The following is a 16,474-nucleotide window of genomic DNA, read 5'->3' as shown; positions in this document are numbered from 1 at the left end:
CCTCTTAACAGGTCGTTGAAAATCTATCTGTGTTGCCGAATACCGCGTCAAAAACAGGCTCACAGCCAAAGGCTGAACGTGCTTTAGCACGGCCCCGAAGGGGCGAGCGGAGCGAGTCAAATGCTCATTTAGTCCACTAAACTCCGCTTTTTCGCCTGTTTCTTGTGCCCTCGGGGTATTTCCTTGTCTCGGCTGCCTCGATAACGTTTTTCAACAGCCTGTTAAAGAACCGGGTCAGCGGTTAGCCGTTGTTCTGGCCACCGCTGCAGACCTTGGTTTCGGTGTTGTAGTGACCGCACTTGATCGGATCGGTCCAGTCGGCGATGACGTTCTTGTCTTCCGGCAGGTAGTCAGACCAGGCATCACCCTTGACCAGATCATCGGTTTTCCACACCGTGGCGAACTGGCCGTCTTCCTGAATCTCGCCAATCAGCACCGGCTTGGTGATGTAGTGGTTAGGCAGCATGACCGAGGTGCCGCCGGTCAGGTTGGGGGTTTCGATACCGACGATGGCGTCGATCACCTTGTCGGACTCGACACTGCCGGCTTTCTCTACCGCCTTCACCCACATGTTGAAGCCGATATAGTGGGCTTCCATCGGGTCGTTGGTGACACGCTTATCGCTCTTGATAAAGGCATGCCATTTCTTGATGAACTCGCTGTTCTCGGCGGAGTCTTCACTCATGAAGTAGTTCCAGGCGGCGAGGTGGCCGACCAGCGGCTTGGTATCAATACCGGACAACTCTTCCTCACCGACCGAGAAGGCCACCACCGGGATGTCTTCGGCAGAAATGCTCTGGTTGCCCAGCTCACGGTAGAACGGCACGTTGGCATCGCCGTTGATGGTTGATACCACCGCGGTTTTCTTGCCTTCAGAGCCGAAGCGCTTGATGTCGGCAACGATGGACTGCCAGTCGGAATGGCCGAAGGGAGTGTAGTTGATCATGATGTCGCTCTCGGCCACGCCCTTGGCTTTCAGGTAGGCTTCGAGGATCTTGTTGGTGGTGCGCGGATAGACGTAGTCGGTACCGGCCAGTACCCAGCGCTTCACGCCCCCTTCATTCATCAGGTAATCGACCGCAGGAATGGCCTGCTGGTTGGGTGCCGCACCGGTGTAGAACACGTTGCGGGACGATTCTTCACCCTCAAACTGCACCGGATAGAACAGCAGGCCGTTCAGCTCTTCCACGACCGGCAGCACGGATTTACGCGAGACCGAGGTCCAGCAGCCGAAAATGGCCGATACCTTGTCCTTTTCCAGCAGTTCACGGGTTTTTTCTGCAAACAGCGGCCAGTTGGAGGCAGGATCGACCACCACGGCCTCCAGTTGCTTGCCCAGCAGGCCGCCTTTCTTGTTCTGCTCCTCGATCAGCATCAGCATGGTGTCTTTCAGCGTGGTCTCGCTGATGGCCATGGTGCCGGACAGGGAGTGAAGTACCCCGACCTTGATGGTGTCACCCGCCGCCCAGCTGTTACGCAGGCTGATGCCCATGCCCATGGCAACGCCGGTGGCACACATGCTCTTGATTAAGCTTCTACGTTTCATTCGAACTGCTCCCTATCTTGTCAACTTGCTTGTCGTTTGTGGCGGTGATCGTTCGTACTACTTCGGGTACTGCGGGCATGGTGTGCACTTCAGGCTGCTGGCTCTCTGCGGGGCGGCAGTCCTATATCGAGTGCTATCAGAACGCTGTCGCGTTGGTTATTCCCCTCTGGCCGTGTGCAGCATGTGCAGGGTGATCTTGCGCACTTCGGCTTTGCTCTCCTCGATGTGGGACTTCAGCAGCGACTGCGCCTGATCGGCACGACGCTGGATGATCAGCCCCAGAATCTTGGCGTGTTCGTTGTAGGTGGCTTCCACCCGGAAGGGCTTGGTGAAGTCCAGCCGGCGAATGATGCGAATCTTCTCCGTCACGCTCTTGTGGATGGCAGCCATTTCCTTGTTGCCGGTGGCTTCCACCAGCATCATGTGGAAGCGCTCATCCAGCCCGGAGACAGTGGGGCCATCCTGCAGGCGCTCTTCGGCAGGCACCATCCAGATGCGTTTCAGGTCTTCCAGCTGCGGAGCGGTACTCTCCCGCTCGCACAGGCGCCTGACTGCGGCGGTTTCGAGGATGATGCGCACGTCATACAGATCCTCGAAGTAGCGGAAGTCGAACGGCCTGACCTGCCAGCCACTGCGAAAATGCACGTCCACATAGCCTTCACGCTGCAGCCGGTACAGGGCCTCGCGCACCGGCGTGCGGCTGGCGTCGGTCTGGGCAGCAATATCCTGCTCGGTAAAACGGTCCCCCGGCAGCAGACGAAACTCGAAAATGTCGTCCTTGAGCTGGGCGTAGATACGCTCGGCGAGGTTTTCCGGGCGACGCTTGAGCGGCTTTTTCCCCTCCGGGGTGCCGCTGCTGCGGGGGGTGCTGTCCAGGGATTCACTCATCAGACTTGTCCTTCGGTATACGCGGTTACGCAGGCTCGATCACCACCAGAGCATCACCCGCATTGACGGGCTTGCCGGGGCGGCAGTGCAGAGCCTTGATCGTACCGGATACCGGGGCATGAATGGCAAACTCCATCTTCATTGCTTCGACAATGACCAGCGGTTCGCCTTCCTCCACGCTGACACCGTGCTCGACCAGCAGCTTCCAGATGTTGCCGCTGATGTCGGCCTGCACCACATGGCCGTCATGGTCGAGTGCCGGTGCTTCCTCTTCCTGTTCATGGCTGGCCTCGTCGCCGTATTCCTGCTGCCACAGCGCCACTTCGGTGGTAAAGGCCTGCTGCTGGCGCGCCTTGAAGGCACTGATGGAGGCTTCGTTGGCGGTGAGGAACTGCTCATACAGCGCCAGATCAAACACTTCTTCCTCGATGCGGATGCTGGCCCGGCCCTGACGGAAGTCTTCACGCAGGCGGGTCAGCTCCTCTTCACTGACCGGGTAGAAGCGCACCTGATCGAAGAAGCGCAGCAGCCAGGGTTCACCGGCGCTGAACTGGGTGTTCTTGAGGAATTTGTTCCAGATGGGCAGGGTGCGGCCCACCAGCTGATAGCCGCCGGGTGAGTCCATGCCGTAGATGCACATGTAGACCCCGCCGATACCGACCGTTCCCTCTGCGGTATAGGTGCGCGCCGGGTTGTACTTCGAGGTCAGCAGCCGGTGCCGTGGATCGACCGGCACGGCACAGGGCGCACCGAGGTAGACGTCACCCAGACCCAGCACCATGTAACTGGCACTGAAGACCACATCACGGACATCGTCACGGCTGTCGAGGCCGTTGATGCGCTGGATGAAGTCAACGTTGTTGGGCAGCCAGGGCGCCTTGTCTTTCACGGACTGGCGATAGCGGGCGACGGCATCCAGGGTGGCGGAATCTTCAAACGCCATGGGCAGGTGTACCACCCGGGTGGGGATGCGCATGGAGTCCACCGCAGGCAGGGTGTCTTCCAGTACCAGCAGCTCCTGCAACAGCTCGCGCTGGTGGATCAGCCGGCTGTCGTAGCGAATCTGCAGCGAGCGCACGCCGGGTGACAGCTCCTCCACGCCTTTGATGGGCGTACGTTTCAGCGCTTCCATCAGCGCATGCACGCGGAAGCGGAAACGCAGATCCAGCACCATCGGGCCGTATTCGAGCAGGAGGTATTTGTCGCCGGCCTGACGGTAGGCCACCTGCGGGCGATGACCTTTTTCCGGCAGTTCTGCCAGTACGGTGGGCGACACCGTACCCAGCGGGGTGGGCGTGGCGACGACAGCGACCGGCGTGACCGGATGCAGGCTGGCGATGGCTTCGTCCTGCGCGTTTTCCAGTGCCAGAGCCTGATCGAAATTCATTGCCCTGAAGCGGATGCGATCTCCCGGTTTGACTTGTCCGACCTTCCACAGCTCGGCCTTGACGATGGTGACCGGGCAGACGAAGCCGCCGAGGCTGGGGCCGTCATGGGTAAGAATGACGGGCATGTCGCCGGTGAAGTTGATACTGCCGATAGCATATTCGCAGTCATGGACATTGGAGGGATGCAGGCCCGCCTCGCCACCGTCACTGCGGGTCCACTCAGGTTTCGGGCCATTGAGGCGGATCCCCAGCCGGTTGGAGTTGTAATGCACTTCCCAGGCGGTAGCAAAGAAGGTGGTAATGGCCTCTTCGGTGAAGAAGTCCGGCGCACCGTGGGGGCCGTACAGCACGCCGATCTGCCATTCCCGCACACCCGTGTCGGCAGGCTGGGGCAGGGCATAGTCGGGGATCAGCCCGGCTGCGGCGGCGCAGGGTTCACTGACGGGCGCATCGACATTACCGGGCAGCTCAGGGCGACCGAGGGGCAGCATGTCACCGGTTCGCAATGGGCGCCCGGCATGGCCGCCAAACTGGCCGAGGGCGAAGGTGGCACGACTGCCGAGGTAGACCGGCACATCGAAGCCACCGCGAATGGCCAGATAGCTGCGGCAGCCCTGACTGGCCTTGCCGACCTTGAGCACCTGTCCGGCACGGACGCTGACCGGTTGCCAGAACGGCACCTGCTGCTCGTCCAGCATGGCCTCACTGACCGCACCGCAGAGGGCGATAACGCTGTCCTGATGGAATTTCAGGGTCGGGCCGATAAGGGTGCATTCCAGCCCGGCAGCCGATTCGGCATTGCCGACGATGCGGTTGGCCAGACGGAAGGCATAGTCATCCATCGGCCCGGAAGGGGGTACGCCGATATCCCAGTAGCCTTTACGGCCGGGGTAGTCCTGCACCGTGGTATAGGTGCCGGGGCTGACCACTTCCAGCACCTGTGGCTGATAGACAAAGCTTTCCAGTGCGCGAGTGGAGACCTTGCCAGAGACGAAGACCTCGTCGGCAATCACCTGTCGCAGGTAATCCAGATTGGTGGCGATACCGCACAGGCGGGTCGCCGCCAGCGCTTCATTCAGGCGAATCAGCGCTTCATTGCGGGTGGCACCGTGGACGATCAGCTTGGCCAGCATCGGGTCGTAGTGTGGCGATACCTCAGCCCCGGTGCTGATCCAGCCGTCCAGTCGGATAGCGTCAGGGAAGCTGACTTCGGTGAGCACGCCGGGTGACGGCTGAAAGTTCTTCGCCGGGTCTTCGGCATAGATGCGCACTTCAATGGCGGCACCCTGAGGCTGCACGGTGAGGGTGGCAAAGTCGGGCGCCTGTCCGGCGGCGATTTCCACCATCCAGCGCACCAGATCAAAGCCCGTCACCATCTCGGTGATCGGATGCTCCACCTGCAGGCGGGTGTTGACCTCCAGAAAGTAGAACGCTTCGCGGGCGGTGTCGTAGATGAATTCCACGGTGCCGGCCGACTGGTAATGGACGCTCTTGCCCAGACTTACCGCCGCATCCAGCAGCGCTGTACGGGTCTCGGCACTGATGCCGGGGGCAGGGGTTTCTTCCACCACCTTCTGGTTGCGGCGCTGCAATGAGCAGTCGCGTTCACCCAGTGCGATGACCTGGCCCTGACCGTCGCCGAAAATCTGCACTTCGATATGGCGGGCATTGTCCACATAGCGCTCGAGAAACACGCCGCTGTTGCTGAAGAAGCTCTTACCCAGGCGCTGCACTGATTCATAGGCATCGACCAGCTCTGCTTCACTGGCGCAGCGGGTCAGGCCGATGCCACCACCGCCTGCGGTGCTTTTCAGCATCACCGGATAGCCCAGCGCTGCTGCACTCTGACGGGCTTCGTCGAGGCTGTTCAGCAGGCCGGTGCCGGGTGTCAGCGGCACACCAGCGGCAGCGGCCAGCTCGCGTGAAGTGTGTTTGAGACCAAAACGACGGATCTGATCCGCAGTCGGGCCGATAAAGGTGATACCGGCGGCCTCGCACTGCTCGGCAAACTCGGCGTTCTCGGACAGGAAGCCGTAACCGGGGATGATGGCCTGAGCGCCGGTGTCCAGCGCCACGTCGAGAATCACATCACCGCGCAGATAGCTCTCTGAGGGCGCGGCGGCACCGATGCAAATAGCTTCATCGGCCAGGCTGACGTGGGGGCTGTTGCTGTCGGCTTCGGAGTACACCGCCACACTGTGAATACCCATGGCGCGCAGGGTACGGATGATGCGTACGGCAATTTCCCCGCGGTTGGCGATCAGTATCTTGTTGAACATGGCCTTTCTCCCCTCCGCCGCTCAGGACTTCAGGCTGGCGATGTAGGCACGCCAGCCGCCGAATTCGGTAATGTCGCGGGCGCCCTGCAATGCCCAGGGTTCGCAGATGAAGCCTTTCACCGTGCGGCCATCGGCCAGGGTCAGATTGCCGATGCCCAGAGGCGGCGGAATCAGGCCGACAAAGGAGCCAAAGGCGGTCAGCGGCATATCCCACAGCTCGACCCTGATCGGCGCACCTTCACCAGCGGCGACCTTGAGCAGGCCGGGTTTGGGCGGGGTGCTGTCGGGCAGGGCAAACAGGCGGTAATCGGCGCTGGTGGTGGTCTGTTCGGCGAGCAGGGCATGGCGCTCGATCAGCTGGGTGTTGAGCGGCATGCCACTGAGATGAGCACCCACCACGGCCACCCGGATCCAGCCTGCGGGGGTGTCATGGCTCAGGGCGGCGGGCGCAGGCAGCGCCTTGCCCGTGGCGCCCCGGGTCCAGGGCGCGAAGGCCTGCCAGCGGCGGCCAAACTCCACCAGAGCGAAGTCCTGCCAGGTTGGCGCAATCAGGGTGATGCCCGCAGGCAGGCCATCGGCACGTAGCGGACCGGGCAGCGCCAGCGCACACCAGTCAGCGAAGTTGACGAAGTTGGTGAAGGTGCCGTAGTGGCTGTTGAACAGGATCGGCTCCTGCTTCATCTGTTCACGGGTATAGATGGTCGGTGAGGTAGGCACACAGAGGGCATCGACACTGCCGATGATGTCATTGGCGATGCGCAGCAGCGCCATGCGCCGGTATTCGGCCTTGAAGGTATCCACCGCCGTGAAGTTAGCGGCCTTTTCGATGATGGCGCGTACCACCGGATTGATGGCGTCTGCATGCTGGCGGTGGAATGCCTCCACGGCGGCCATGCGTTCGGCGACCCAGGGGCCTTCGTACAACAGGGCTGCCATCTCGAACAGCGGGGTGAAGTCGATCTCTTTGAGTGTGACACCCATGGCCGTCAGCTGCTGACGGGCAGAGGCGAAGGCTGCTGCGGCCTGCTGATCATCAAACCAGGGAATACTGGCAGGGATGCCGAACACCGGCTGCGCTGGCAGGCTGCGCGGTGCTGACACATCCGCTTGGCGGGAGTAAGGGTCGCGACGGTCAAAAGCCTCGGCGACCTGCAGCACGCTGGCGGCATCATCGACGCTGTAGGCGAACACGGTGATGCAATCAATGCTTTTGCAGGCGGGCACCAGTCCGCTGTTGCTCAGCGCACCGCGGGTGGGTTTCAGCCCGACCAGATTATTGAAACCGGCCGGTACCCGGCCGGAGCCTGCGGTGTCGGTCCCCAGTGAGAAGGTCACCAGACCGCGGGCGACAACAGAGGCGGAGCCGGAGCTGGAGCCCCCACTGACATATTCCGGTTTGAAGCTGTTGGGGACTTCACCGTAGGGTGAGCGGGTGCCCACCAGGCCGGTGGCGAACTGATCAAGATTGGTTTTGCCCATCAGCACCGCCCCGGCCTTGCGCAGCTGGGTGATGACAAAGGCGTCCTGTGCGGGCAGAAAGGCGAATTCGGGGCAGGCGGCCGTGGTGGCAATACCAGCAAAGTCGATATTGTCCTTGGCGGCGAAAGGCACACCGTACAGCGGCAGCTGGCTGAGATCGCCAGCCACGCTGGCCAGCAGCGCATCCAGTTCATCCAGCTGCTTTTGTAGCTGGGCCGGGGTCACCACACTGATCCAGGCGGGGTCATCGGCGGGATACTGCGCCAGTAGTGCAGGCAAGGCGTCGCGTGGGGTAAGGGCGGCGCTGCGGTAAGCGTCCTGCCACTCTTGGATGGTCCAGCCCAGGTCGATGTGCATGGTGAGAGTCCTTGGTATCCAATCTTGTATTCAAGATGGTATTCAGCAAGGCCTGTGCCATTTCTCACCTGCACTGCACAAAAGGAAAAAAGCTGAATGAGATCAACTCACTGCAGATGGCATCGGGGAGCAGGGAAGATTTTTCCGGGGGTAAAGTCTCGGTCCGGTCTGCACCAAAAGCGACTGAATGCAGCGCACGATGAACCGTATCAGGGCATGGCGAGGGAGTGCTGAGCCGGCAGGAAGAGGGTCACGATCCGCTGTGCTGAATGCAAAAAAGGCCAGCACTCAGGCTGGCCTCTTGGCCACAGGGATCGTTATGGCAATACCGACGTCAGTGACGGGAGCGAGGCTTGTCCTTTTTACGCAGTACCCACACCAGCGCCAGAATGCCCAGCACCCAGGGCAGCAGCGAGGGGGCGACCATAAAGGCCAGACTGACGAAGAAGAAAGCGAAGATACCAAGGAAAACCAGCGAGGCGCCAATAAAGGCCAGCGCACCCAGCGCGAGGCCGACAACAATGAAAAGTACGGCGAGGAGAGGACCGGCAAAGCCTGCAAGGGCTTTCTCCATGCCGTCCAGCGGCTGGCCATTGACGATGACCGTGGTGTGTGACGTCAGCGCGAAGCCAATGCCAATGATAGCGAGGAGGATCACCAGTGGCATGAGCCACGACTTACTTTTCATTTACCTTGCCTGAGTGAACACAGTCAGAATTTGATACTCTTCCGCTCTGAGGATGACAAGTAACAGTTTGTTATATTCCGGTGACGGTTCGATGAATTTTGCATTGCAAGAAGCCGTTGTTCCAAGCCGGTCAGCAGATTGGGCACGGCGGCGTTTCCGTCAATTTTGACTACACTTGCACTGCTCACCGCAGGCAATAAACACCTGCTGTGACAAAGCAAAAAAAGACTTATCTCCGGCTACAGGAGTGCTGCCATGCCTACCTCTCAGGTTGAACTGCAAGAGATCCCCGCGTTTACCGGTGTTGCCCTGCGCAAGACCATGACCCTGAAACAGATCGCTGATTTTGCCGGTGAGGCGTTGCCTGTTATCCATGACGACATGAAACGGCTTGATCTGCATTGTGCCGGGCCTGCGGTGTTTATCTACTACGGCGCCGATGGCAGTGCCGACACCGAGTTTGAGCTGGTCGTCGTGCAGCCCGTCGTTGCTGCAGGCGGCGCGCTGGAACGGTGCGAGTACTACCACGCCAGCGCGTTCAAATGCGCCACGCTGGAGTATGTGGGGCCAATGAGCGGTATTGGTGAGGGCTGGCATCAGCTGGTGGCTGCTGTCCATGCTCAGGGGCGGCATCCGTCAGTGGAGTGCCGCGAGGTGTACGACCATTGGGTGGCGCTCGACAGTGACGAAAATGTCACGACACTGCAGATGGGCTACCTGTAACCGGCAGATTTTACGGCTGAACAGGGGGAAATATAGGAGACTTTGGAAATCGTCCTTTTTAATCGGGCGATTCAACAGTATCTTGAAGGGCAGTCGCTCTCCCCCTGCTGCCTGCCCTTGGATGACTGCCGTGCTCGACATTCTCTCTATTACCCTGCCGATCTTTCTGATCATCACCCTTGGCTTTATCGCGGTAAAACGCGCCATCATTAATGCGGATGCCATCAATGGTATGGGTCGTTATGTGCTCACCTTTGCTCTGCCTGCGCTGATTTTCCATGCCTTGTCAGGAGCGAATCTGGGAGCGGGAGATGGCTTGGTCTTTCTGCTGGTGTATACCGGTGGCTCGTTGTTGTCCTTTGCCCTGGGGTTCGCGCTGGTGCGCTATGTGTTTAGCAGCGACAAGCTGTTCAGCAGCGTGCAGGCCATGGGCATGGCCATGTCCAACAGTGCTTTCTTTGGTTATCCGGTCCTGTCGTTTCTGCTCCATCAGGTACCGGCTCAGGGCTTCACCATGACCCTGATTACCGAGAACCTGATCATGTTTCCTCTTGGCCTGTTCTGTCTGGAATTCTTCAGCCAGCAACAACAGGGGGCAGAGCGTGGGCGAAAGGCTCTGCTACGCCAGCTCGGCGCTATCTTTCTGCGGGTGGTGCGCTCGCCCATCATGCTGGCCATCATTCTCGGTGGCCTGTTTTCACACTTCCAGTGGCCGGTGCCCAAGGTCATTGATGACACTATGGCCATCCTGCTCAAGTCTTCAGCGGCGGTGGCGCTGTTTGCCATTGGCGGGTCACTGGGTGGTATGCGGGTAGCAGAAGTGCACCCCAACATGCTGGTGGTGGCACTGTGCAAACTGATCCTGCATCCGCTGTGCATCCTGCTGATGATGCTGTTGCTGCCGGCGATGGCCCTGGAAATGCAAGTGGCTGCCGTGGTGCTGGCAGCGATGCCGATGTTTTCGGTGTATCCGATTATCACCGGCCAGTTCGGTCATGGTAAGTTCACCAGTGGTGCACTGGTGGCGGCCATTGTGCTGTCGTTCTTCAGTATCACCCTGTGGCTATGGCTGATTCGGCTCTATGTGCCGCAGCTGACGGGCTAACCGCCTGCTTTTACATGGCATGCATCATCACTTGGGCAGTCTATGGTGTGACACCGGCAGACGTCTACTGGAAGTAAGGAACCCTGATGAATCCAGATAACCCGATTCAGATCGCTCCCGGCCTGCGCATCCGCTTGTGCACCGAAGAGGACTTTGCTCAGATCTGGCCTTTCTTCCGCAGCATCATTCAGGCTGAAGAGACCTATGCGTTTGATCCGGCCATGAGTGAGGAGCAGGCACGCCATCTGTGGCTGCAGCTGCCAGTGAAAACCTATGTGGTGGAGCAGGACGGTCTGGCCCAGCATGGCAGTCGTATTCTCGCCAGTTACTACATCAAGGCCAATGCGGCAGGTCCGGGCAGCCATGTCTGCAACTGCGGCTATATGGTCAGCAGTGCAGCACAGGGCATGGGGCTGGCGCGGCAGATGTGTGAGCATTCACAACAGGTCGCCCGCGCGCTGGGTTTTCAGGCGATGCAGTTCAACTCGGTGGTATCGAGCAACAAGGTGGCCGTGCAACTGTGGCAGAAGCTCGGGTTTGAGATCGTCGGCACCCTGCCCAAAGCCTATCGCAGTGCCAGTCTGGGGCTGGTGGATGCCTATGTTATGTACAAGTGGCTTTAGCAGGCTGTGCCTGAGAGCGCCCTGACGGGGTGGAATGTACGCAGCGGCTGCTCTGAAAGGCGGTCTGCTGCGTACACAAAGCACCTCATTCAGATCACCTTTCTATGACACGTCTTGGCTTTCTGCTCGGTTGCACGGGTCTGCTGGCGGCCAGCACTACATTGGTGGCCTGCGGGCCGGTCAGGGTCATCAACGCCCTGACACCTACCCGTGATCTGCTCGTACATAAGGATGTGGCCTACGGCTCCCTGCCGCGCCAGCAGCTGGATATCTATCAGCCCGCCGCGCCACGACATAACGCCGTGGTGGTGTTTGTGCATGGCGGCTCCTGGGCATCCGGCAGCAAGGATGATTATCTGTTTGTCGGTCAGGCCTTTGCCTCCATGGGCTTCACCACGGTGATTCCCAATTACCGGCTCTACCCCGACGCGGTATTTCCTGACTTCATCAATGATGTGGCACAGGCTGTTGCGCGCCTGCCCGCGCTGCTGAACACGCAGGAGGAGCCTTGTGCTGATCCACTGCGGCTGATTCTGGTCGGTCACTCGGCCGGAGCACATACGGTGGCCATGCTGGTGACGGATCCGCAGTACCTGCAGCGGGCAGGGGGGAAGGCTCAGGTGCTGGGCTGGGTGGGTATGGCGGGGCCGTATGATTTGCCGCTGAATGATCCGCTGGTGGTGGACAAGTTCAGGGCGGTGCAGGGTGATGAAGCCAATCCGTTACGGCTGGCAACAGCGGCAGTGCCACCCGCGCTGTTGCTGCATGGCACAGCTGATGACACGGTCTACCCCTATCACAGCGAGCGACTGGCGGCACGCCTGCAGCAACTGGCAGTACCGGTCACGCTCAGGGAGTATGCCGGTACCAATCACACCCGTCTGCTTGGCAGTCTGGCCTCGACGCTGCGCTTTCTTAATCCTGCCTATGAAGATATTGAGCAGTTTGTCGACCAGCTTGATCCGCCGGACCGTTGCCCGGTCAGGGCAACGGCTTCCTGAAAGCCGGTGTGTGATGGCATCAGTGGCCGGAGGCAGACGGATCGACAACGCGGGTCGGCTTCGGTGCCAGCCACACCGACATGGCCGCGACCACGAAGGCCACGGAGGTCAGCAGCATGATCTCATTGGTGGACAGCATGATGCTCTGGCTGTTGAGCATATTATTCAGTGTCCCCATGGCCGCATCCGGGCTCATGCCGCTGGCCAGCAGCTGCTGGTTGACGGCGCCGCTGGTGTCGGTCAGCCCCACCAGTTCGGCATGGGCATAGGTCGCCTTGTCTTCCCAGGCGGTATTGACCAGCGACGTTGCCACCGCACCCGACAGTGTTCGCATGAAGTTCATCAGACCTGCTGAGGAGGCTGTTTCCGGCTCATCGACACTGGCCAGCGCCAGGTTGGTCAGAGGCAGGAAGAAGAACGGCATACCCAGACCCATCAGCAGGATCGGCAGCGCCACATCCCAGTAAGTCATGTCGGTGGTGCCGAAAGCGCGAATCAGGGTGAACAGCCCCAGCCACATCATGCCGAAGAAGGCCAGCTTGCGCGGATCAAACTTGTTGACCAGATTGGCCACCATGGGCGCGATCAGTACCGCCAGCACGCCCATCCAGGCAGTCGTCATGCCCGACCAGGTGGCGGTGTAGTTCATATAGCTTTGCAGCCATAGCGGGGTTAGCACGTTAGCAGCGAAGAAAGCACCGAAACCCAGACTGATAGCGATGACGGCCGCGGTAAAGCCGCGATGGCGGAATACACGCAGATCGACAATGGGGTGCTCTTCTGTCAGTTCCCAGATCAGGAAGGCAGCAAAGCCCACCACCGCCAGCACCGCCAGCACACGGATTTCCAGCGACGAGAACCAGTCCAGATTCTTGCCTTCATCAATCAGTATCTGCAGTGACCCGACCCACAGGATCAGCAGTGCCAGACCGACCTTGTCGATCGGCAGCTTGATCAGCGCGGTTTCGTAGCGCTTCAGCATGGTCCAGGCCGCCCAGGCACAGGGCAGGGCAATGGGGACGTTGATCAGGAAGATCGCAGGCCAGGAAATACCATCGCACAGCACTCCACCCAGAATGGGGCCGAGAATAGGGGCGATCAGGGTGGTCATGGCCCACAGGCCCATGGCTGCAGCGGCCATCTGTGGCGGGAAAATGCGCAGTAGCAGCGTTTGTGACAACGGCATCAGCGGGCCGCCGGCAAAGCCCTGCAGTACACGCGCAGCGACCAGCATGCCCAGTGAATCGGCCAGCCCGCACAGGGCAGAAAACAGACCAAACAGGAGCATTGATACGGCGAATACTCGCACGGTGCCAAAGCGACCGGCCAGCCAGCCGGTCAGCGGAACGGTGATGGCTTCAGCCACCGCGTAAGAGGTAATGACATAGGTGCCCTGACTGGTGGTGGCGCTGAGACCGCCGGCAATATGAGGCACGGAAACGTTGGCAATGGTGACGTCCAGCACCGCGATAAAGTTGGCGGTTGCGAGGACAATAGCGGCCAGCCACAGGGCTCCACCGCTCAGAGGTTGATCCAGCAGCTCCTCCATGGGAGCGCGGCTGGCAGTGCTGGTCGACATGATCTGCGCCTCGCGCTCAGCTTATCGGGGCGTGGAGTGGGTATCGATGGTGACATCCATCGACAGGCCGACACGCAGCGGGTGGGCTGTCAGATCGGCAGCATCCAGCTCGATACGTACCGGCAGACGCTGCACCACCTTGATCCAGTTCCCGGTGGCATTCTGCGCCGGGATGGCGGCGAAAGCGGCACCGGTACCACCGGAGAAGCCTGCCACGGTGCCGTGATAGACCACCTTGTCGCCGTACAGATCCGCGATCACTTCCGCGCTCTGGCCGACTTTCACCTCGGGTAACTCATCTTCCTTGAAGTTAGCGTCTACGTGCATTTTCTGCAGTGGCACGATGGACAGCAGCTGGGCGCCCGCCTGAATGCGCTGGCCGACCTGAACCTGGCGCTTGGCAACAATGCCATCCACCGGAGCACGTACCACGGTGCGCTCCAGATCGAGTCTGGCCTGATCGCGGCGAGCCCTTGCCAGTGCCACTTCAGGATGGGCATCGACGGTGGTGTTATCGATCAGCACCGTATTGGCTTCCCGTGAGCCCTGTGCGGCCAGCTGGTTGGCCTTGGCCTGCTCGGCACTGGCTCTGGCGACAGCCAGATTAGCCTTGGCGGTGGCGTAGGAGTTCTGGGCGCTGGTCAGTTCGTCGCCGGAGACAGAGCCCGATCCTTTCAAGGCCTCACGACGTTTAAGGTCGACATCGGCACGTTTGAAGTCAGCTTCGGCGGCTGCCAGCTGGGCTACTGCACGTTGCTCATCGGCGTCGCGGGCAGCAATCTGCGCTTTCAGCCCCAGGTCATTGGCGTAGTAGCCACGCACCCGACGTACGGCACTGGCCAGCTCGGCTTCTGCCTGTTGCAGCGCCAGACGGGCATCGCGATCGTCAATCACTACCAGTACATCACCCTGATGCACGGTCTGGGTATCGACGACTTTCACTTCCTGCACAGTGCCACCTACCGCAGGGGTAATCTCACTGATTTCCACTGCGGCATAGGCGTTATCAGTGCTGACATAACGGGAGGCCTGCAGATACCACCAGACGCCATAGCCTGCAGCGGAAGCGATCACTACCAGCAGGAGCAGGCTGAACATGCGTTTGCGTGCCGTCTGACGCGGCGCTGCGGCGGCGGGCTCAGAGGTGTGAGATTGAGACTGATCGTGTTGCGACATCTTAATTTCCTTGGCTGACATGGATATCACTGGCCTGATAGCCCCCGCCGAGGGCCTGCACCAGAGCAACATCCAGAGTGAACAGACGGGATTGCAGATCACTCAGTGAGCGCCGGTTACTGAGCAGGGTGTCTTCGGCACTGAGTACATCGAGATAGTTGGACAGACCGCCTTTGTAGCGGTTGTTGGCGATGCGGTAAGCCTCGGCCGCCGAGTCGACGGCTTCCTGCACCTTGCTCAGCTGGCCATCCAGTGCACGGCGACTGGTGACCGCATCGGCGACATCCTGCAGGGCCTGAGTCAGGGTCTGGTCGTAGTTGGCGACCGCTTCGGCATAGTCTGCCTCACTGCTTTTCAGCTGCCCCTTGAGGCGTCCGCCGTTGAAGATCGGCAGTGAAATGGCCGGGCCGACACTGCCCAGATCCGAACCGCTTTTCAGCAGCTGATCAAGACCCAGCGACTGCACCCCGATAAAGGCACTGAGGTTGATGTCGGGGTAGAACGCAGCCTGTGACTGCTTGATGCGGCTGGCCGCGGCTTCAGTGCGCAGTCGGGCGGCAACAATATCCGGGCGGCGACCGAGCAGATTGGCCTTGAGTTGTTGCGGTAAACCGAAGGGCTGGTCCAGCTTGAGCGTGGGACGCTGGATGCTGAGGCCGCGATCCGGCCCCTGACCCAGCAGGGCGGCCAGACGATTTTTCTGCAGCGCCAGCTGTTCATCCAGTGACAGCAGATCGGCCTCCGCACTGGCCCGGCGGGCTTCCACCTGATGCACGGTACCGAGGGTTTCCAGCCCGTGATCATAGCGCTGGCGTACCAGCGACACCGTCTCCTGTCGCACCTTCAGTGCAGCGCTGGCGGTATCGCAGGCACTGTACAGACGAGCCAGCTCGGCATAGGCCGATGCCACCGAGGTGGCCAGTGTCAGCCGCGCCTGGGCCGCGTCAGCCTGAGCCGCAGCGGTTTCCGAGGTGGCAGCTGCCAGCGCTGCGCGGTTCTTGCCCCAGAAATCAAACTCCCAGCTGAAGTCCAGTGTAGCGCGACCGTAGTCCTTCCAGCCTTCAGGGGTCATGTTGGCCGGGGTCAGGTAGTTGTAGCTCTGCTTCTGTTCGGTGATGGAGCCGTTGCCGCTCAGCTGTGGCTGCAATGCCGAACCGGCAATAGCGCCCTGGGCTTCTGCCCGCAGCAGACGGGCCTGAGCGATGGCCAGACTGGGGCTGTTAGCCAGCGCTTCGGTAATCAGGGTGTTGAGCTGGCTGTCCTGATATGGCTGCCACCAGGTGTCAGTGGGCCACTGGCTGGTAGCGGCGGCAAAGCTTTGTTCAGCAGCATAGAGATCTGCCGCTTTGGTGTGTTGCTGGCTGATGGTCGACATCGGCGCACAGGCAGCCAGGCTCAGGCATAGCAGGGAGGCCATGCCCAGACGCAGGAGCGGCCTGTCGGCAGAGATAACGCGATGGAGGGGAGTAAGAGAGGGCATGGCGTCTGCTCAAAACTAAACTGTGCTGTACAGTCTACTTCTTTCCGCCTATGGTGTGTCAATAGACTGTACAGTCCAGTTTTAAAAAGATTGTCTTAACAGGCTGTTGAAAAACGTTATCGAGGCAGCCGAGACAAGGAAAACACAGGCGAAAAAGCGGAG

12 protein-coding genes are annotated in these 16,474 nt (G+C 60.3%); 4 read left to right on the top strand and 8 right to left on the bottom strand.

Going from position 1 to position 16,474, the window contains the following annotated elements:
- Positions 1 to 241: 241 nt before the first annotated feature.
- From urtA to WH50_RS21995, 5 genes are all read right to left on the bottom strand, one after another.
- Complete coding sequence (gene urtA / locus WH50_RS22015) at positions 242 to 1,519, bottom strand: urea ABC transporter substrate-binding protein (protein ID WP_412053313.1); 1,278 nt, start codon at positions 1,517 to 1,519, stop codon at positions 242 to 244.
- Positions 1,520 to 1,702: 183 nt separating this feature from the next.
- Complete coding sequence (locus WH50_RS22010; protein WP_110189374.1) at positions 1,703 to 2,434, bottom strand: GntR family transcriptional regulator; 732 nt, start codon at positions 2,432 to 2,434, stop codon at positions 1,703 to 1,705.
- Positions 2,435 to 2,459: 25 nt separating this feature from the next.
- Positions 2,460 to 6,101, bottom strand: a complete 3,642-nt coding sequence (uca, locus tag WH50_RS22005; protein WP_110189373.1) for an urea carboxylase — start codon at positions 6,099 to 6,101, stop codon at positions 2,460 to 2,462.
- Positions 6,102 to 6,122: 21 nt separating this feature from the next.
- The gene (gene atzF, locus WH50_RS22000; protein WP_110189372.1) at positions 6,123 to 7,937 is read right to left on the bottom strand and encodes an allophanate hydrolase; all 1,815 of its coding nucleotides are present in this window, start codon (positions 7,935 to 7,937) and stop codon (positions 6,123 to 6,125) included.
- Between the two features lie 334 nt (positions 7,938 to 8,271).
- A complete protein-coding gene (locus tag WH50_RS21995; RefSeq protein ID WP_110189371.1) occupies positions 8,272 to 8,625 on the bottom strand; it encodes a hypothetical protein in 354 nt (117 codons plus the stop codon).
- 255 nt (positions 8,626 to 8,880) lie between these two features.
- On the opposite strand from WH50_RS21995, the gene WH50_RS21990 reads away from it, so the two are divergent.
- The 4 genes from WH50_RS21990 (at position 8,881) to WH50_RS21975 (ending at position 12,077) form a co-directional block, all read left to right on the top strand.
- Positions 8,881 to 9,348, top strand: a complete 468-nt coding sequence (locus WH50_RS21990; protein ID WP_110189370.1) for a GyrI-like domain-containing protein — start codon at positions 8,881 to 8,883, stop codon at positions 9,346 to 9,348.
- Between the two features lie 130 nt (positions 9,349 to 9,478).
- Positions 9,479 to 10,453 (top strand): AEC family transporter, encoded by a 975-nt coding sequence (locus WH50_RS21985; protein WP_165838518.1) that lies wholly within the window; start codon positions 9,479 to 9,481, stop codon positions 10,451 to 10,453.
- Positions 10,454 to 10,539: 86 nt separating this feature from the next.
- Positions 10,540 to 11,076, top strand: coding sequence for a GNAT family N-acetyltransferase (locus WH50_RS21980; protein ID WP_110189368.1), 537 nt, complete (start codon positions 10,540 to 10,542; stop codon positions 11,074 to 11,076).
- Between the two features lie 104 nt (positions 11,077 to 11,180).
- Entirely contained in the window at positions 11,181 to 12,077 is an 897-nt protein-coding gene (locus tag WH50_RS21975) for an alpha/beta hydrolase (RefSeq protein WP_110189367.1), read from the top strand.
- 19 nt (positions 12,078 to 12,096) lie between these two features.
- Here the strand turns inward: WH50_RS21975 and WH50_RS21970 are convergent, their stop codons facing one another.
- Genes WH50_RS21970 through WH50_RS21960 form a run of 3 tightly spaced genes read right to left on the bottom strand, consistent with a single transcriptional unit; the run spans position 12,097 to position 16,312 of the window.
- Positions 12,097 to 13,656: a DHA2 family efflux MFS transporter permease subunit gene (locus WH50_RS21970; RefSeq protein ID WP_110189366.1), complete on the bottom strand. Its 1,560-nt coding sequence runs from the start codon at positions 13,654 to 13,656 to the stop codon at positions 12,097 to 12,099.
- Positions 13,657 to 13,677: 21 nt separating this feature from the next.
- Positions 13,678 to 14,832, bottom strand: coding sequence for an HlyD family secretion protein (locus WH50_RS21965; protein ID WP_110189365.1), 1,155 nt, complete (start codon positions 14,830 to 14,832; stop codon positions 13,678 to 13,680).
- Between the two features lies 1 nt (position 14,833).
- The gene (locus WH50_RS21960; RefSeq protein ID WP_207780431.1) at positions 14,834 to 16,312 is read right to left on the bottom strand and encodes an efflux transporter outer membrane subunit; all 1,479 of its coding nucleotides are present in this window, start codon (positions 16,310 to 16,312) and stop codon (positions 14,834 to 14,836) included.
- Positions 16,313 to 16,474: the final 162 nt, after the last annotated feature.

Origin of the sequence: Pokkaliibacter plantistimulans (genome assembly GCF_003194385.1) — a bacterium.
Classification (GTDB): Bacteria; Pseudomonadota; Gammaproteobacteria; order Pseudomonadales; family Balneatricaceae; genus Pokkaliibacter; species Pokkaliibacter plantistimulans.
This window is presented reverse-complemented; position numbering and strand designations above follow the sequence as displayed.